Here is a 17,499-nt window from a genome sequence, read left to right on the forward strand (position 1 = left end):
CATGACCGCTGACCCGCAGGTCCGGACGGTGCTGGGTGACATCGATCCGGCCGAGCTGGGCGTGACGAACGCGCACGACCACCTCTTCTTCGCCTCGAAGCTGCTGCCGGGCCAGGAGCTGGACGACCCGTCCGCCGCCACGGAAGCGCTCCTCGAGTTCAAGGTGCGGGGCGGCTCGGCGCTCGTCCAGTGGACGCCGTACGGCCTCACGCGCCGGACCCGGGAGCTCGCCTGGATGTCACAGGAGCTAGGTGTGCACGTGGTCGCGGCCACCGGCCTGCACCGCGCGGAGCACTACGACCCGGCCGTCCTCGACCGGGTGATCGACGATCTCGTGCGCGAGTTCGTCGCCGACCTGACCGAGGGCACCCAGCCCGCCGACCTGCCGGACGAGCCGCGCACCGGCCCGCGCGCCGGGCTGGTCAAGGTCGCCGGCGCGTTCCACTCGATCGACTCCCACGCGCGGCTGACGATGACCGCCGCCGCGGTCGCCCACCAGGAGACCGGGGCCACGATCGCCGTGCACCTGGAACTCGGCACCGCGGCGCTCGAGACGGTCCACCTGCTGTGCGAGCAGCTGGACGTGCCGCCGGAGAGCGTGATCCTCGGGCACCTCAACCGCAACCCCGACGTGCGCATCCAGCGTGAGATCGCCGAGACCGGCGTCTTCCTCGGGTTCGACGGCCCGTCCCGGGCCAACCACGCGACCGACTGGCAGCTCTTCGACGGCCTGGAAGCGCTCGTCGAGGCCGGCCACGGCGGGCAGATCCTGCTGGGCGGCGACACGACGACCGCCGCGGCCCGGCGGCAGCCGGGGGCGTCCTACCTGCTCTCGACGCTGGCCCCGCGGCTCACCGAGCTGCTCGGCGGCGACGTCGTCACGGCCATGCTGGTGGCGAACCCCGCCCGGGCGTTCGCCACCAGCTGGCTCAAGTGACCTGGCTCAAGTGACTCAGCGGAGGCCGAAGCCTTCCTGGCCCCCGTTGCCGCCGCGGCCGCGGCGGCGCAGGTAGCGCTCGAACTCGGCGGCGATCTTGTCGCCGCTGACGTCCTGCTCCGCGACCTCGGTCTGCGCGTCGCCGCGCTCCTCGAGCCCGCGGACGTACTCGCTGATCTCTTCGTCCTCGTCGGCCATCTCGCTGACCGTGCGCTGCCACTCCTCGGACTGCTCCGGCAGCGCGCCCAGCGGGATCTCGACGTCGAGGATGTCCTCCAGCTTGTGCAGCAGCGCCAGCGTCGCCTTCGGGGACGGCGGGTGCGACACGTAGTGCGGCACCGCGGCCCAGATCGAGACGGCCGGGATGCCGGCCTGGACGCAGTAGTCCTGCAGGATTCCGACGATGCCGGTCGGGCCCTGGTAGTTGTTCAGGTCGAGCCCGTAGAGCGACGCGGTGTCCTTGTCGTACGCCGTCCCGGTGACCGGGACGGGCCGGGTGTGCGCCGTGTCGGCGAGCAGCGCGCCCAGTGTCACCACGGTCGCGACGTCCAGCTGCTGGATGTGTTCGAGCAGTTCGGCGCAGAAGGCGCGCCAGCGCATGTTCGGCTCGGGGCCCTGCACGAGGACAACGTCGCGGTCGAACCCGTCGGGGCGGCACACCGACAACGTCGTCGTCGGCCAGTCGACGCGGCGGGTGACGCCGTCGACCATGCGGACCGTGGGCCTGCTGACCTGGAAGTCGTAGTAGTCGTCCGGTTCCAGCTCGGCCAGTGGTGTGGCGTCCCAGTTGAGCTGCAGGTGCTCCACGGCGCGGCTGGCCGCGTCACCTGCGTCGTTCCAGCCTTCGAAGGCGACCACCATCAAGGGCCGGGAGGGTTCGGGGCGGTCGCCAGGCGGCCGCGGGGTCTCGTCGACGGGCTCACTCACCGGACCAGCCTACGACCACCGGGCCCAGGCTGTTCAGCACGTCCGGCGGCCTGTCGCCGCCGTTTACCGGCGTCACCCGTCCGGACGGCGCACCGCCGGCCTTCCTCCCGGCGGTGTGGCGGGCGCCTCAGCCGCCCCGTTGGCCGTCGAGGAGTTCTCCCGGCTCGGCTACCGTGGAGTGCGGGGGACCGCGCCCGGAGCGGAAACCCCGGCACTTCACCACCCGACCCCGGAGAGGATCCACTGTGGACGGTCTCGACGCCGTGTTGTTCGACATGGACGGAACATTGGTCGATTCCGAGAAGCTGTGGGACGTCGCGCTGTACGAGACGGCGGAAGCCCTGGGCGGCAAGCTCTCCGAAGAGACGCGGATGACGCTCGTCGGGTCCAACATGGACGACACGGCCGCCTGCCTGCTCGAGGTCGCCGGCCGTGAGGTGACGCCGGAGGCGATCGTCGAAGCGGGTGCGCTGATCCGGCGCCGCACGGCCGGGCTGTTCGACGACGCGCTGCCGTGGCGCCCCGGCGCCCGCGAAGTGCTGGCCGCCGTGCGCGCGGCAGGCCTGCGCTCGGCCCTGGTCACCTCCACCGAGCGTGACCTGACCGAGCTGGCGCTGAACACCATCGGCCGCGAGTTCTTCGACGTCTCCGTGTGCGGTGACGAGGTCGAGGGGTTCAACAAGCCGCACCCGCGCCCGTACCTCAAGGCCGCCGAGCTGCTCGGCGTCGCGCCCGGGCGCTGTGTCGCGATCGAGGACTCGCCGCCGGGCACGGCGTCGGCGGTCGCCGCCGGCTGCACGGTGCTGGTGATCCCGAACGACGTCGACGTCGAGCCGGGGGAGCGGCGCGTCTTCCGCGACACGCTCGTGGGTGTCGACGCGCGTGCGCTGACGGCCCTGCTCGGCTGAGCACCCCCATGTCGCTTTTCCGCTAGCCGGGGCGCGCGGACTCGGCGATGCTGGGGGCGTGCACGAGGACTTCGAGCGGTGCGTGCGGGCCGTGCAGGCGAAGGACGCCCGGTTCGACGGGTGGTTCTTCACGGCGGTCGTGACGACCCGGATCTACTGCCGGCCCAGCTGCCCGGTGGTACCGCCCAAACCGCGGAACATGACCTTCTACCCGAGCGCGGCGGCCGCCCAGCAGGCCGGTTTCCGGGCGTGCAAGCGTTGCCGTCCGGACGCCAGCCCGGGCTCGCCGCTGTGGAACGAGCGCGCGGACCTCGTAGCCCGGGCGATGCGGCTGATCGCCGACGGCGTCGTCGACACCGAGGGCGTCCGCGGCCTCGCCGCCCGCCTCGGCTACAGCGTCCGGCAGGTCGAGCGCCAGGTACTGGCGGAGCTCGGCGCCGGGCCGCTGGCCCTGGCCCGGGCCCAGCGCGCGCAGACCGCGCGGACGCTCATCGAGACGACCACGCTGCCGATGACCGAGCTGGCCCTGGCCGCCGGGTTCGGCAGCATCCGGACGTTCAACGACACCGTCCGCGAGGTGTTCGCCCTCTCGCCGACCGAGCTGCGCACCCGGGCCAAGGGCAAGCCGGGCGCCGCGGCCGGGGCGATCGAGCTGCGGCTGCCGTTCCGCAAGCCGCTCTGCCCGGACAACCTGTTCGGGCACCTGGTGGCCACCGGCGTGCCGGGCGTGGAGGAGTGGCGCGACGGCGCCTACCGCCGCACGCTGCGGCTGCCGCGCGGTCACGGCGTCGTCGCGCTGCGTCCCGGAGACTCCGCCGCCGGTCACATCGCCTGCCGATTGACCCTGTCCGACCTGCGCGACCTCCCGGCCGCCACCAGCCGCTGCCGCCGTCTGCTCGACCTCGACGCGGACCCGGAAGCCGTCGACGACCAGCTCACCACCGACCCGCTGCTGGCCCCGCTGGTCGCGGCCGCGCCGGGCCGGCGCGTCCCGCGCACGGTCGACGGCGCCGAGTTCGCCGTCCGCGCGGTGCTCGGGCAGCAGGTGTCGACGGCCGCCGCGCGCACCCACGCCGCCCGGCTCGTCGTCGCGCACGGCACCCCGATCGAGGACGCCGAAGGCGGCCTGACGCACCTCTTCCCGTCTCCCGAGGCGCTGGCCGACCTCGACCCGGAGACGCTCGCCATGCCGCGCAGCCGCCGTCGCACGCTGCTCGCCCTGGTCGAGGCGCTGACCGGCGGCGGCCTCGACCTCGGCGCGGGCAGCGACTGGGCCGGGACCCGCGCCGCGCTGACCGCGTTGCCCGGCTTCGGGCCGTGGACCGTCGAGAGCATCGCGATGCGCTCGCTCGGCGACCCGGACGCGTTCCTGCCCACCGACCTCGGCATCAAGTACGCGGCGGAGACGCTCGGCCTCGGCGGCCCGGCGGCCGTCGTCGCGCGGTCCGCGGCGTGGCGCCCGTGGCGCGCGTACGCCACCCAGCACCTGTGGGCCACCGGCGACCACGCCATCAACCGCATGCCCGCCGCCTGACCCACCCACGACAGGAGAATCATGCGTTCCCACACGGTGGTGGACAGCCCGTGCGGCCCGCTCACCCTCGTCGCCCAGGGCGACGCGCTCTGCGGGCTGTACATGGTCCAGCAGCGCCATCGCCCGGACGAGCTCACGTTCGGCGAACCCGATCCGGGCGCGAAGATCTTCGTGCGGGCCGAAACCGAGCTGAAGGAGTACTTCGCCGGGCAGCGCCACGAGTTCGAGGTGCCGCTCACCTTCGTCGGCACGCCGTTCCAGCAACGGGTCTGGGCCGCGCTGCGGGACATCCCTTACGGCAGTACCACTTCCTACGGCGAGCTGGCCGACCGGCTGGGGCAGCCTACGGCGTCGCGCGCGGTCGGGCTGGCCAACGGCAAGAACCCGGTCAGCATCATCGTTCCCTGCCACCGCGTCGTCGGCGCGAGTGGTTCGCTGACCGGCTACGGCGGCGGCCTCGAACGGAAGCGCTATCTGCTGGACTTCGAACAAGAGCACGAAGCCCGCTTCTGACCAGCGTCGATCCCATCCCTCGGGAGCCGATGTCCACGGAGGTGTGACATCGGCGGCACCGGGACCGGCCCGGGGCGGCGTCACCCCGGCCGGGGTGGAAGGATCTGCAGACCGTGAAGACCTTCGATGAGCTGTTCGCGGAGCTTGCCGAGCGCGCGCGTACCCGTCCCGACGGGTCCGGCACCGTCGCCGCCCTGGACGCCGGAGTGCACGCCCAAGGCAAGAAGGTGCTGGAGGAAGCCGGCGAGGTGTGGATCGCCGCCGAGCACGAGTCCGACGACCGGCTCGCCGAGGAGATCTCCCAGCTGCTGTACCGGCTGCAGGTGCTGATGCTCGGCCGCGGTCTGTCGACCGAGGACGTCTACCGCTACCTGTGACGGGTGGTCCACCGCTCGCTGAACGAGGAGAAAAGCGAAATGCTGCGTGTTGCCGTGCCGAACAAGGGAGCCCTCGCCGCCACGGCGACGGAGATGCTCGGCGAGGCGGGCTACCGGAAGCGGCATGAGCAGCGCGACCTGACGATCCTCGACACCGTCAACGAGGTCGAGTTCTTCTTCCTGCGCCCCAAGGACATCGCGATCTACGTCGGCTCCGGCGACCTCGACCTCGGCATCACCGGCCGCGACCTCGCGCTCGACTCGGGCGCGCCGGTCGAGGAGATCCAGGCCCTCGGTTTCGGCGGCTCGACGTTCCGCTACGCGGCCCCGGCGGGCCAGGACTGGAAGCCGGCCGACCTGCAGGGCAAGCGGCTCGCCACGTCGTACCCGCGGCTGGTCCGCGAGGACCTCGCCCGCCACGGCGTCACCGCCGAGGTGATCCGCCTCGACGGCGCGGTCGAGATCTCGATCCAGCTCGGGGTCGCGGACGCGATCGCCGACGTCGTCGAGTCCGGCCGCTCGCTGCGCCAGAACAACCTGGTGGCCTTCGGCGACCCGATCTGCGTGTCGGAAGCCGTGCTGCTGCAGCGCAAGGGCACCGAGCAGAGCAAGGCGAAGAGCCAGCTCGCGGCGCGGCTGCGCGGGGTCGTGTTCGCCCAGCAGTACCTGATGCTGGACTACGACTGCCCGCGGACGCTCGTCGAGCGCGCCATCGCCATCACGCCGGGCCTGGAGTCGCCGACGGTGGCCCCGCTCGCCGACGACGACTGGGTGGCGGTGCGCGCGATGGTCTCGCGCAAGGACGTCAACCGCGTCATGGACGAGCTGGCCGAGGTGGGCGCGAAGGCGATCCTGGCCTCGGACATCCGGTCCTGCCGCCTCTGAGTCCCACCGGTCGTGAGTGGTAATGCGGGTTAGAACCCGCATTACCACTCACGACGGGGTCAGCGGGGGCGGTGCGGTTTCTTGGGCAGCAGGTCGTAGAGGCCCTTGCGGGCGCCGTTGTCGTTGGCGTTGCGGGCCACCGAGACCTCGGAGATGAAGTCCTCGAAGACGAACTCCTCGTCGGCCGGGATCACCGCGGGCGCCGAGTTCTGCTCCAGGTAGGTGTCGAGCGTGCCCGCGATCTCGCGGAACGACAGCGCCTGCAGCGTTTCCGGGGCGTAGGTCGTCACCGGGACGCCGTGGGCGGCGGCCTCGTTCATCACCACACCCAGCGGCAGGTGCGACAGCATCGGGATGCCGAACTCGTACATCTCCTGCAGCGCCGCGGCCGCGTAGTGCGAGATCGGCCGGCGGTAGAGGCTCGGCACCAGCCCGAACCACGACAGCGGCTGCCGGCCGACGGTCTGCTCGACGTAGCGCACCTGATCCGCCAGCAGCCGCAGCGCGCGGATGCTCGTCTTGTCCGGCTGCACCGGGACCAGTATCCCGTGTGACGCCGCCAGCGCGTTGTTCGTCAGCACGTCGAGTGCCGGCGGGCAGTCGATGATGCAGTGGTCGTAGTTGGCGAACTGGATGACCCGGGCCAGCTGCCAGCCGGGCACGCGGAACGAGTCGAGCCGCCGGATCAGGTCGAACATCCCCGGCGACGTCGGGATGACGTCGAGCGCGCCGCCGCGGCCCAGGTTGCTGCGCGGATGCGGCACGACGAGGTCTTCGATCGGCCCCTTCCACTTCTTGGCCAGGGCTTTCGCCAGGGTCGGCGCGTCCCCGCGGACCTCGGCCAGGCCGAGCATCTCGGTCGTCGCGTGGCCCTGCGGGTCGAGGTCGACCAGCAGCACCCGCCGGCCGCGCTCGGCCAAGGCCGCCGCGGTGCCGACGCTCAGCGAGGTCTTGCCGACCCCGCCCTTCTGGTTGACCACCGAGGTGATCTGCATGCCGGAGCGCTCCTCATGTCGGTCGTTCCGCGAAGGTTATTGGATGCGGGCCCGTTGTGGTTGGCTATCCGCCCCCGGCCTGTCGCGGACGCACCATCAGCGCCTGCGCGCCGGTGGCCACCGGACCGTCGCCGTCGTGCAGGATGCTCGTCGCCGTGCCGACGCCGTGCTTGCCGACCAGCGTGACGGCGTCGAGGCCGATCCACTCGCCCGCAGGCGGCCGGCGCAGGTGCACGGTGAGCTCGGAGTTGATGAACCACCACTGCCGCGGGTCGAGGTAGTTGGACACGCCGTTGCCGGAGTCGGCGACCGCGAACAGCCGCTGCAGCCCGCTCGGCTCCTCGCCGTCGACCAGCGGGACGCGCTGGCGGGCCCACACCGCGGCCGAGCCGGGCACGTCCATGCCGCCGCGGACCGCGCGCCACTCCAGCGCGTCGAGGTAGCCGCCGTTCCAGCCTTCCGGCCAGGCCGACTCCGCCACGGTGTCCGGCGCCGGCAGCAGCGGGCCGCCGTCGGTGCTCACCGCCGCGGTGTCGGACGTCGCGATCCGCCACGCCGACGCGCGCGCGACGACCCGCTCGCTCGTCGCCAGCTCGGCCTGCAGCAGTTCCACCGACCGGCCGGGCCGCTCCACCCGGGCGCGCACCAGCAGCTCGGTCACCGGTGCCGGGCCGAGGATCTCGACGGTCACCCGCGCGAGCTCCGCGGGGTGGTGCGGTTCGACGTTTTCGAGCGCCCGGACCAGCAGCGCCGACGGCGGCCCGAAGTGCTGGGAGTCCGGGGTCCACGGCCCGGCCGTGTGCGCGGTCGCGGTGAACCGACCCTCGCCGTGGGGGACGTAGAACGCGTCGGCCATCAGTCGGCCCGGTCCAGCGGCGTCTCTTCGCCGGCGTCGGGTTCCGGCCAGCCGGGGTACGCCGGTGGGGTGCCGCCGTACTCGGGGCAGTGCGCCTGGTGGTCGCACCAGTTGCACAGCTTGCTCTTGTTCGGCCGGAAGTCGCCGGTCTTGCCCGCCTTGAGGATGGCCTGCCAGATGGCTTCCAGGGTCCGCTCGAAGCGGATCAGCTCCGCCTCGTCCGGGGTGTAGGCCAGCGACTGGCCGTCGGTCAGGTACATCAGCTTCAGCTGGCGCGGCACGATCCCGCGCAGCCGCCACAGCACCACGGCGTAGAACTTCATCTGGAACATCGCCTTGGCTTCGCCGATTTCCCGCGGCGCGGCGCCGGTCTTGTAGTCGACGACCCGGATCTCGCCGGTGGGCGCGACGTCGACGCGGTCGATGTAGCCGCGCAGCAGCACGCCCGAGCCGAGCTCGATCTCGACGTGCAGCTCGCAGGCCTCCGGTTCGAGCCGCCGCGGGTCTTCGAGCCCGAAGTACGCGTCCAAGAGCTTCTCGGCCGACCGCAGCCAGTCGGCGTGGTCGTCCGGCTTCGCGGCGTCGAACAGCTCGGTCCACTCCGGACGGTCCTCGGACAGCTCGGTCCACGCCGGGCCCAGCAGTTCGCGGGCCTTCGGCGGCACCCGTTCGCCGGCGGGCAGCGCGAAGAGCCGTTCCAGTACCGAGTGGACGAGCGTGCCGCGCAGCTGGGCCTTCGTCGGGACCTCCGGCAGCCGGTCGACCGCGCGGAACCGGTAGAGCAGCGGGCACTGCTTGAAGTCACTGGCCCGGGACGGCGACAACGCGGGCCGCCGCCGCACCCGCGTGGCGACGGCGGAGTCCGCGGCGTCCATGGGGGTGGGCGGGTCCGTGGTGACAGTGTCGGCGTCGGGCATGGGCAGAGCGTAACGCCGGGGTCCGACAGTTCCGGCGACCGCAACGCCCGGCACCGGTACCCGTACGGCGAACTCGCGTACCCGGACGGTCGGTTCGCGTGCCCGGACAGCCGGTTCGCGTGCCCGGACAGCCGGTTCGCGTACCTGGAGGGTCGGGTCGCCGAGTTACACGACCCGGTCGCGGGCGGGGCCGGATCACCCGCTCCTGACACCAGGGGCTCTAGGCTCTCCGGCATGGCCGCGACCAGTGAGCAGGGCACCGGGGGCTCCCGGCAGGCCGTCCTCGGGGACGGCGGCGGCCTCGTGCTGTTCCGCGTCGCCGGTGTCCCGGTGCTGCTGGCGCCGTCCTGGTGGATCGGCTCGCTGATCGTCGTCGTCCTGTACGCACCGCTGGTCGGGCGGCTGCTCCCGGACGTCTCCACGCTGATGTCGTGGCTGCTGGCCGCGGCGTTCGCGCTGCTGCTGGGGTTGTCGGTGCTCGCCCACGAGCTCGGCCACTGCCTGGTCGCATTGCGGCTGGGCATCCCGGTGCGCCGCCTGCGCTTGTTCCTCCTCGGCGGCCTGTCCGAGGTCGCCCGCACGCCGAAACGGCCGAGCGACGAAGGCCTGGTGGCCGCGGCCGGCCCGGCGGTGTCGCTGGTGCTGGGCGGGTTCTGCGGGCTGCTGATGTTCGCCGTGCCGCCGGGCGGCGCGGTCTGGCTGCTGATCGCCGAATGTTCCGTGGCGAACCTCGCCGTCGGTGTCTTCAACCTCCTGCCCGGCCTCCCGCTCGACGGCGGCCGGCTGGTCCGCGCCGGCGTCTGGGCGGCCACCGGCATCCGCGCCAAGGGCACCCGCGCCGCGGTGGGCGGCGGCGCGGTCGTGGCGGCGGGACTGCTCGTGTGGGCCCTGTGGGGCCTCGCGACGGCCAGCCCCGACCGCTGGCTGCGCCTCGGTGTCTGCGTCGTCACGGCGTGGTTCGTCATCCTCGGCGCGCGGTCCGAACTGGCCGCCGAACGGCGGCGTGGCTGGCCCGAGGGCCTGGTGCTGGGCGAGCTGGTCCGGCCCGTGCTGCAGCTGCCGGCGGAGAGCCCGGTGTCGGACGCGCTGGCCGCGTCGGCGGGCCGGGGCGTGGTGCTGGTCCGCGCGGACGGCGTCGCGGCCGGGCTGCTGGACGAGGGCGCGGCGGAGCGGCTGGCGAGCACGTCACCGCACGCGCCGGCCGAGCTGGCGGCCGAGCCGATCCGCGCCGAGACCGTCCTGCTGGCCTCCGAGCCGGGGGAGGAGATCGTCGAGCGGGTCCGCGAGACCCCGGCGTGGCAGTTCCTCGTGGTCGACGACGAAGGCCGCCCGGCGGGCGTGCTGCGCCGGGACGACCTGCGCGCCGCGCTGAACCGCCGTACCCGCTGACCCCGCGGCCCGGGCGGCCTGCGAAGATCTGTCGTCGGTCAAACGGCAAGAGGCCATTCGGGGTACTGGAGGAAGTGTTGTCGGTCAGCGGACCGTTTCGTGCGGGTGATCGGGTGCAGTTGACCGACTCGAAGGGGCGGCACTACACCCTGACGCTGGCCGACGGCGGTGAGTACCACACCCACCGCGGCGGCCTCGCCCACGACGACCTCATCGGCCGTCCCGAAGGCTCGGTCGTGACTTCGGTGGGCGGCTCGACGTACCTGGCGCTGCGCCCGCTGCTGCCGGACTACGTGCTCTCGATGCCCCGCGGCGCGCAGGTGATCTACCCGAAGGACGCCGCCCAGATCGTCATGTGGGGCGACATCTTCCCGGGCGCGCGGGTGCTCGAGGCGGGCGCCGGTTCCGGCGCGCTGACGTGCTCGCTGCTGCGCGCGGTCGGCCCGGCCGGGCAGGTGAGCTCGTACGAGATCCGCGACGACCACGCGGTGCACGCCGAGCACAACGTCGTGAAGTTCTTCGGCGAGAAGCCGGCGAACTGGACGCTCACGGTCGCGGACCTGGCCACGCACGAGGGCGAGGTCGACCGGGTCGTGCTGGACATGCTGGCCCCGTGGGACCAGCTCCCGAACGTCGCCGCGCACCTCGTCCCCGGCGGCGTGCTGACGGTCTACGTCGCGACGGTCACGCAGCTTTCGCGCGTCACGGAGTCGTTGCGCGAGCAGCAGTGCTGGACCGAGCCGGAGTCGTGGGAAACGCTGATGCGGCCGTGGCACGTGGTCGGCCTGGCGGTCCGCCCCGACCACCGCATGGTGGCGCACACGGCGTTCCTGCTGACGGCGCGCCGGCTGGCGGACGGCACCGTCTCCCCGCGCGTGTCGCGGCGCCCGGCCAAGGGCAAGGGCTGAGCTAGCCCGGCACGCACCACTTCCCGCTCTCCTTGTGCAGCGGGAACGGCGTGTCCTTCGTGCCGCCCGCGGCCTCGACGTGCACCACCGCCGTCGCCGACTCGCCGCGCAGTTCCGGGGGTTTCGGCAGGCTCGCCTTCACCTCGCCCGCCGCGTCCCACGTCCGCTGCAGCCCGGCCAGGGCCTCGGTGGTCTGCGGGCGGCAGGTGAGCTCGCCGAACGCCGCCGAGTCGTGCCGGGAGATCGCGGCGACGATCGCGTCGGCCAGCACCTTCACCGCCGCGGCGTCGACGGCGTCCGGGGGCGGGGCCGTGGACGTGCGGGCCGGCGCGGGCGGCGTGGCCGACGGCGGGGGCGTGCTGCCGGACGGCGCCACGAGCAGCAGTCCCAGCACGACACCCACGACCGCCACGCCGGCCAGCACGAGCCCGGCGGTGAGCGCGCGGTTCACCGCCGGCGCGGCCTCACGAGCCGTCCGCCTTGACGTTGGACAGGCACCAGAGACCGGACTCCTTGGCCGCCGACATCGTGCCGACCTTGGTCGCCGCGCCGTCGGTGGCCGAGTAGCGGACCGTGGACTTGTCGCCGACGTCCTTCGGGTCTTCGGTGAGCTTCACCGTCACCTTGGGGATCTGGCCGGTCGTGCCTTCGTAGACGCTGCGGCAGATGACGTCGCCGAGCGCCTTCTCGTCACCCGCGTTGTACGCGTCGATCGTCGAGGCGAACAGCTCCTGCGAGCTGGGCTTGCCGCCGGGGGCGGGGCCGCCGACCGGCTTCGTGGTCTTCGTCGACGGGCTGCTCGGCGTGGTGCTCTTCTTCGGGGTGGTCTTCGGCGCCGACGTCGGCGCGGGGGAGCTGCTGCTCGCCGGCGGCGCGGCCGTGGTGCTGTCGTCCCCGTTGAGGGCCAGCACCAGTGCCGTCACGCCACCGCCGACGACGATGACCGCGCCCACGGCGATGCCGATGATGAGCCCGGTTTTCTTCTTCTTGGGCGGCGGCCCGTCACCGAAACCGCCGCCACCGCCGCCGTACGGGTCGTAGCCGCCGTAGTTCTGCTGGTTCGGGTCGTACCCGCCCGGCTGCTGCTGGCCCCACTGGTCCTGCTGCCCGCCGTACGGGGGCTGAGCGCCCGGCTGGGGCGGGTAACCGCCCTGCTGCGGCTGCTGGCCGTAGGGATCCGGCTGGCCGAACTGCTGCGTGCCGCCGTAGCCCGGCTGGGACTGGGGTCCGCTCTGGGGGTAGCCGCCCGGCTGCTGACCGTAGGGCCCGGGCTGCTGCCCGTAGCCGCCGGGCTGCTGGCCGTAGCCGCCCGGTTGCTGCGGCGGGTAGGTCATGTGTGATGCCCCCTAGCGTTCCCACGACGAGATTCGGCCATCCGGTGGCCGCGTCGGCCCGATGCTAGTCACCGCGCGTGCTCGCCGCGCGGTTAGGGCGCAACTGGCCGGAAATGCCCGGCTTCGGCACGGTTGGGCCTCCCGGGGACGGGGTACTCCCTGCGTGCTTGGTTCGTCCAGCTCCGGAAGACCCCGTTCCGACCCCGTGTCACGGCACACAAATGGCCCCTTGTGCTGCAGGAATGTCCGTGCTGGACCAGGTGAAGAAACCGCGACGCGCCGATCTTGTGATGCGGAAAGGCCTTTTCTTGTCGGTGATCGCCGGTACCGTGGAATGAAAAGCACTCCGAGGAGGTGCCCGATGCATCATGACCTTCCCGGAGGTCGGCGCGAGGAGGCCGACCCTTCAGCAACATCCGGAGCTGGGACGACGGCGGACGAGCAGGCAAGGCAGATCCGCTTTCTCGAAGAGGAAGTGGCGCTGCTGCGCCGCAAGCTGACCGACTCGCCGAGGCAGAACCGCGTTCTCGAACAGCGGCTCGCCGAGGCGTCGGAAAGGGTGAGCCAGCTCACCGAGCGGAACACCAAACTGGTCGAAACCCTGCGCGAAGCGCGAGGACAGCTCCTCGCTCTCCGTGAAGAGGTCGACCGGCTGGCCCAGCCACCGTCCGGGTACGGCGTGTTCGTCACGTCGTACGAGGACAACACGGTGGACGTGTTCACGGCCGGCCGGAAGATGCGGGTGTCGGTTTCGCCCGCGGTGGAGATTTCGTCGTTGCGACGCGGCCAGGCGCTGCGCCTCAACGAAGCCCTGACCGTGGTCGAGGGCGGTGACTTCGAGCGCACCGGCGAGGTGTGCGCGTTGCGCGAGGTGCTCGCACCGGACGTCGAGGGCGCCAGCCCTCGTGCGCTCGTGGTCGGGCACGCGGACGAAGAGCGGGTTGTGCTGCTCTCCGATCTGCTGGCGGAGCAGCCGCTGAAGCCCGGCGACTCGCTCCTGGTCGACTCCAAGGCCGGTTACGCGTACGAGCGCGTGCCGAAGGCGGAAGTCGAAGACCTGGTGCTGGAGGAGGTGCCCGACGTCCGCTACGAGGACATCGGTGGCCTCACCCGGCAGATCGAGCAGATCAGGGACGCGGTCGAACTGCCGTTCCTGCACGCCGACCTCTACCAGGAGTACCAGCTGCGCCCGCCGAAGGGCGTCCTGCTCTACGGCCCGCCGGGCTGCGGCAAGACGCTCATCGCCAAGGCGGTCGCGAACTCGCTGGCCAAGAAGGTGGCGGCGGCGCGGGGCGACAACGAGGACGGGAAGTCGTACTTCCTGAACATCAAGGGTCCCGAGCTGCTCAACAAGTTCGTCGGGGAGACCGAGCGGCACATCCGCTTGATCTTCCAGCGGGCGCGGGAGAAGGCCTCCGAGGGCACCCCGGTGATCGTGTTCTTCGACGAGATGGACTCGATCTTCCGGACCCGTGGATCGGGCGTTTCGTCCGATGTGGAGACCACGATCGTCCCGCAGCTGCTCTCCGAGATCGACGGTGTCGAAGGCTTGGAAAACGTCATCGTCATCGGTGCCTCGAACCGTGAGGACATGATCGACCCGGCGATCCTGCGGCCGGGCCGGCTCGACGTCAAGATCAAGATCGAGCGTCCGGACGCCGAAGGCGCGAAGGACATCTTCTCCAAGTACCTGGCCGAAGGCCTGCCGATCCACGCGGACGACCTCGCCGAGTTCGGCGGCGACGCCAAGGCGACGTTCGACGCGATGATCCAGCACACCGTCGAGCGCATGTACGAGGAGAGCGACGAGAACCGGTTCCTCGAGGTGACCTACGCCAACGGGGACAAGGAAGTCCTGTACTTCCGCGACTTCAACTCGGGCGCGATGATCCAGAACATCGTGGACCGGGCGAAGAAGTCGGCGATCAAGTCCGTGCTGGAGACCAACCAGCCCGGCCTGCGCGTGCAGCACCTGCTGGACGCGATCGTCGACGAGTTCGCGGAGAACGAGGACCTGCCGAACACCACCAACCCGGACGACTGGGCCCGGATCTCCGGCAAGAAGGGCGAGCGGATCGTGTACATCCGCACGCTCGTCACCGGAAAGAACACGGACTCGGGGCGGGCGATCGACACCGCCACGAACACCGGTCAGTACCTGTAGATCGAACATCCCGGTGGGGCGGTCGCCGCGGCGACCGCCCCACCGGCGTGTCCGGGGTCAGTCCCGGACCAGCTCCCCTTCGGGCGCCGGCAGTGCGGCCTTGCGGCGGACGCGCAGCCGGCCGTGCGCGGCGAGAATGCCCAGCACCACCAGGATCGCGCCGGCGGGCTGGTTCCAGCTCACCGGTTCGTCCAGCACCGCCACGCCCAGCAGCACGCCGACGACCGGTGTGAGGTAGGTCACCGCCGATGCGTTAGCCGCGCCCCAGGCCGCGATGATCCGGACGTTCCAGACATAAGCCAGGCCCGTGCCGAAGATGCCGAGCGCCACCATGCTCAGCACGACCGGCAGCGTCGGGTGGATCGGCGTCACCGCGATCGCCGGCGCCAGCAGGCCGAGGATGACCGTCGCCGACGCCGTCTGCCCGAACGCGACGACGACCGGGTCCGCCCCGCGCGGCGAGACGAACCGGCGCATGTAGACGAAGCACGCGCCGTAACACGTGGTGGCGCCGAGACAGGCGAGCTGCGCGGTCAGCTGGTGCGACACGTCGACGCCGTGCCACACCCCGACGATCGTGAGCACGCCCAGGAACCCGAGCAGCAGCCCGAGCACCCGCGGCGGCGTGAACCGCTCCTCGGGCAGCGCCGCCGCAGCCAGCAGCATCGTGATCAGCGGCGTCGTCGCGTTGAAGATGCTGGCCAAACCGGACGAAATGTACTGTTCCGCCCACGAGAACAGCAGGAACGGCACCACGCACAGCAGCACCGACACGACGACGAGGTGGCCCCACAGCGCGAGATCGCGGGGGAGCGCCCGGCGGCGGACCAGCAGTACCGCGGCCAGCGCCAGCGCGCCCAGCGAAACCCGGGCCAGCGCGACCTGAGCGGGGGAGAGGCCGTCGAGGCCCACCTTGATGAACAGGAAGCTCGCGCCCCACACGGCCGCGAGCAACCCGAACCGCACCGTGACCCCGAAACCCATGACGCGCAGTCAAGCCGGGCGACCGCCGCCGGAGCCAGCGATTTTCGGACGTCGTCGTGTGTATAACGACCTATACCGCCGGGGTAGGATCAAGCCCGTGGGGGCTACGAACGACGAAGAACCGCCGTGGCGGCGGGCGCTCGCGCACGTCGCCGGCCTGGTGTCGGGGCCGCCGCTCGCCGCGGACCTGGACGTCACCGTGCACTTCCACCCGGACCGGCTGGTGGGCGGGGTGCCGCTGCTGCGGCACCTGGCCGCCGACGGCGTCTACCGCTCGCAGTTCGAGACCGGCACGAGCAACGGCGGCTTGACCGCCCACCCGGGCGGTGACCGCTGGCGCTGGGAGCACCGGATCTTCGGCGGCGCCTACGACGACGGGCCGCCGTCGGGGCGGCCCAAGTACGGCGCGTTGAACCACCGCTGCCGCGCGGCCGGCGGCTCGGTCCGGTTCGGCTCGGCCCACTTCCGGCTGAAGCGCGACGTGCTGCGGCGGACGACTTTCTGCTACCCGGACAGCTTCAGCGAGCCCGCCGACTTCGGCACAGCCGGCCACATGCCGCTGGTGGCCCTCGCCGACGCGGCGCCGGCGGACGTCCTCGACGACTACGTCGAGGCTCACGTGCACGGCCCGCTCCGGCTGGACACCGACGTCGCGGCCCTGGTGCTGGACCCGGCGTTCCGGGGGACCGACGTCGAGGCGGCGGCTGCCGCGCTGCCGTTCCCGACGTCGTGGCACCACGGTTTCCGGCTGTCCGTCGCGGTGCTCGCCGAGCACGCGGACTTCCGCGGCGAGGACGTCGTGCGGGCCGGCGAGGAGATCGCCGAACACGGGTGGCTCGACGCCCGCGTCATCGGCGACGCCGTGCGGGCCGGCACGCACGATCCGCAGACCCTCAAGCGCGTCTGGCACTGCACCGCGCGGTTCGGGCTACGCGACGACGCCGACGGGTAGCAGCGCCTCGGCCAGCCGCCGCCAGTGCGGCAGCGCGGACTGCCCGGGCTCGATCCCGACGACCTGGACGCCGACGTGGTCGGCGCCCGCGTCGAGGTGCTCCTCCAGCCGGCAGGCGATCGTGTCGAGGTCGCCCCAGAACACCAGGTCGTCGACGATCCGGTCACTGCCGCGGCCGCCGTCGATGTCGGCTTCGGTGTAGCCGAGCCGCAGGAACTTGGCCACGTTGTACCGCTGCGTCAGGTACGGGTGCAGGTGCTCCCGGGCGATCTCGCGCGCCCGGGCCGGATCGGTCTCGAAGAGGACGGCGTGCTCGACGCCGAGGAACGGGCGCTCGCCCAGGATCTCGCGCGCCTGCGCCGTGTGCCGCGGCGTCACGTGGTAGGTGTGCGCGCCGGCCGAGCGGTCGCGGGCCAGTTCGAGCATCTTCGGGCCGTACGCGGCCAGGACGCGCCGCATCGGCGCGGCGGGCGCGGGGTTGGCGTTCGTGGCCGCGTCCAGGGCGTCGAGGTAGTCGTTCATCGCCCGCAGCGGGCTGGTCGTGCCGGGGCGCCCGGCGCCGAAGCCGAGGCCGAGCAGGTGGCGGTCCGGGTAGGCGTCGGCCAGCAGCAGGGCCGCGCCGCGCGTCCACCGCGGCTCACGGGACCAGATCTGGGCGATCCCGTTGACGACGGCCAGGCGCCGGGTCGAGGCGAGCAGGAAACCGGCGTGGGTGAGGGCTTCCCGGCCGTCGCGCTCGGGGATCCAGACCGCCCGCCAGCCGAGGTCTTCCAGCTCCTGCGCGGTGTCGCGGGCCAGGCTCGCCGGCTGGTCCTCGAAGTCGAACGTCCAGATCCCGTAGCGCCCCAGGGGCATGTTGTCGATCGCGGTCATGCATCGAAGTATCGCAGAACTTCGATATGAGTCAACCGTCGGGACT

At 72.1% G+C, this 17,499-nt stretch carries 18 protein-coding genes; 10 read left to right on the forward strand and 8 right to left on the reverse strand.

Going from position 1 to position 17,499, the window contains the following annotated elements:
• The first annotated feature begins 1 nt into the window (after position 1).
• The gene (locus tag OG570_RS34940; protein WP_326953215.1) at positions 2-937 is read left to right on the forward strand and encodes a phosphotriesterase family protein; all 936 of its coding nucleotides are present in this window, start codon (positions 2-4) and stop codon (positions 935-937) included.
• A gap of 15 nt (positions 938-952) precedes the next feature.
• Here the strand turns inward: OG570_RS34940 and OG570_RS34945 are convergent, their stop codons facing one another.
• The gene (locus tag OG570_RS34945) at positions 953-1,864 is read right to left on the reverse strand and encodes a PAC2 family protein (RefSeq protein ID WP_247051910.1); all 912 of its coding nucleotides are present in this window, start codon (positions 1,862-1,864) and stop codon (positions 953-955) included.
• A gap of 275 nt (positions 1,865-2,139) precedes the next feature.
• On the opposite strand from OG570_RS34945, the gene OG570_RS34950 reads away from it, so the two are divergent.
• The 5 genes from OG570_RS34950 to hisG all read left to right on the forward strand — a co-directional run bounded on the left by OG570_RS34950 (position 2,140) and on the right by hisG (position 6,081).
• Positions 2,140-2,772 carry an HAD family hydrolase gene (locus OG570_RS34950; RefSeq protein ID WP_442788342.1) on the forward strand — a complete coding sequence of 211 codons (633 nt, stop codon included), beginning with the start codon at positions 2,140-2,142 and terminating at the stop codon, positions 2,770-2,772.
• A gap of 58 nt (positions 2,773-2,830) precedes the next feature.
• On the forward strand, positions 2,831-4,306 hold the full coding sequence (locus tag OG570_RS34955) for an AlkA N-terminal domain-containing protein (protein WP_326953217.1): 1,476 nt from the start codon (positions 2,831-2,833) through the stop codon (positions 4,304-4,306).
• A 21-nt stretch (positions 4,307-4,327) separates the two neighbouring features.
• Complete coding sequence (locus OG570_RS34960; RefSeq protein WP_326953218.1) at positions 4,328-4,819, forward strand: methylated-DNA--[protein]-cysteine S-methyltransferase; 492 nt, start codon at positions 4,328-4,330, stop codon at positions 4,817-4,819.
• A 113-nt stretch (positions 4,820-4,932) separates the two neighbouring features.
• Positions 4,933-5,196, forward strand: a complete 264-nt coding sequence (locus OG570_RS34965) for a phosphoribosyl-ATP diphosphatase (RefSeq protein ID WP_247051907.1) — start codon at positions 4,933-4,935, stop codon at positions 5,194-5,196.
• 39 nt (positions 5,197-5,235) lie between these two features.
• On the forward strand, positions 5,236-6,081 hold the full coding sequence (hisG, locus tag OG570_RS34970; RefSeq protein WP_326949716.1) for an ATP phosphoribosyltransferase: 846 nt from the start codon (positions 5,236-5,238) through the stop codon (positions 6,079-6,081).
• A 59-nt stretch (positions 6,082-6,140) separates the two neighbouring features.
• Here hisG and OG570_RS34975 read toward each other — a convergent pair whose 3' ends face one another.
• From OG570_RS34975 to OG570_RS34985, 3 genes are all read right to left on the reverse strand, one after another.
• Positions 6,141-7,076: a ParA family protein gene (locus OG570_RS34975; RefSeq protein WP_247051905.1), complete on the reverse strand. Its 936-nt coding sequence runs from the start codon at positions 7,074-7,076 to the stop codon at positions 6,141-6,143.
• 64 nt (positions 7,077-7,140) lie between these two features.
• Complete coding sequence (locus tag OG570_RS34980; RefSeq protein ID WP_247051904.1) at positions 7,141-7,932, reverse strand: thioesterase family protein; 792 nt, start codon at positions 7,930-7,932, stop codon at positions 7,141-7,143.
• The gene (locus tag OG570_RS34985; protein WP_326949715.1) at positions 7,932-8,849 is read right to left on the reverse strand and encodes a RecB family exonuclease; all 918 of its coding nucleotides are present in this window, start codon (positions 8,847-8,849) and stop codon (positions 7,932-7,934) included. The genes OG570_RS34980 and OG570_RS34985 overlap by 1 nt, the downstream gene beginning before the upstream one ends.
• A 234-nt stretch (positions 8,850-9,083) precedes the next feature.
• Here OG570_RS34985 and OG570_RS34990 point away from each other — a divergent pair, with 234 nt between their 5' ends.
• Together OG570_RS34990 and OG570_RS34995 are read left to right on the forward strand one after the other, a co-directional pair.
• Entirely contained in the window at positions 9,084-10,238 is a 1,155-nt protein-coding gene (locus OG570_RS34990; RefSeq protein WP_326949714.1) for a site-2 protease family protein, read from the forward strand.
• A 77-nt stretch (positions 10,239-10,315) separates the two neighbouring features.
• Positions 10,316-11,146 (forward strand): tRNA (adenine-N1)-methyltransferase, encoded by an 831-nt coding sequence (locus tag OG570_RS34995; RefSeq protein WP_326949713.1) that lies wholly within the window; start codon positions 10,316-10,318, stop codon positions 11,144-11,146.
• A gap of 1 nt (position 11,147) precedes the next feature.
• On the opposite strand, the gene OG570_RS35000 is transcribed toward OG570_RS34995, so the two are convergent.
• On the reverse strand, positions 11,148-11,597 hold the full coding sequence (locus tag OG570_RS35000) for a hypothetical protein (protein ID WP_247051900.1): 450 nt from the start codon (positions 11,595-11,597) through the stop codon (positions 11,148-11,150).
• Between the two features lie 13 nt (positions 11,598-11,610).
• Positions 11,611-12,480, reverse strand: coding sequence for a hypothetical protein (locus tag OG570_RS35005; RefSeq protein WP_247051899.1), 870 nt, complete (start codon positions 12,478-12,480; stop codon positions 11,611-11,613).
• A 361-nt stretch (positions 12,481-12,841) separates the two neighbouring features.
• On the opposite strand from OG570_RS35005, the gene arc reads away from it, so the two are divergent.
• A complete protein-coding gene (gene arc, locus OG570_RS35010) occupies positions 12,842-14,644 on the forward strand; it encodes a proteasome ATPase (RefSeq protein WP_247051898.1) in 1,803 nt (600 codons plus the stop codon).
• Between the two features lie 57 nt (positions 14,645-14,701).
• Here the strand turns inward: arc and OG570_RS35015 are convergent, their stop codons facing one another.
• Positions 14,702-15,628 (reverse strand): DMT family transporter, encoded by a 927-nt coding sequence (locus OG570_RS35015; protein WP_326953219.1) that lies wholly within the window; start codon positions 15,626-15,628, stop codon positions 14,702-14,704.
• Positions 15,629-15,725: 97 nt separating this feature from the next.
• Between OG570_RS35015 and OG570_RS35020 the strand changes: the two genes are divergently transcribed.
• Positions 15,726-16,580 carry a DUF3626 domain-containing protein gene (locus OG570_RS35020; protein WP_326953220.1) on the forward strand — a complete coding sequence of 285 codons (855 nt, stop codon included), beginning with the start codon at positions 15,726-15,728 and terminating at the stop codon, positions 16,578-16,580.
• Here the strand turns inward: OG570_RS35020 and OG570_RS35025 are convergent.
• Positions 16,557-17,435, reverse strand: a complete 879-nt coding sequence (locus tag OG570_RS35025; protein ID WP_442788343.1) for a TIGR03620 family F420-dependent LLM class oxidoreductase — start codon at positions 17,433-17,435, stop codon at positions 16,557-16,559. The genes OG570_RS35020 and OG570_RS35025 overlap by 24 nt on opposite strands.
• Positions 17,436-17,499 lie beyond the last annotated feature (64 nt).

It is taken from the genome of Amycolatopsis sp. NBC_01286 (genome assembly GCF_035982555.1).
In the GTDB taxonomy this organism is placed as follows: domain Bacteria; phylum Actinomycetota; class Actinomycetes; order Mycobacteriales; family Pseudonocardiaceae; genus Amycolatopsis.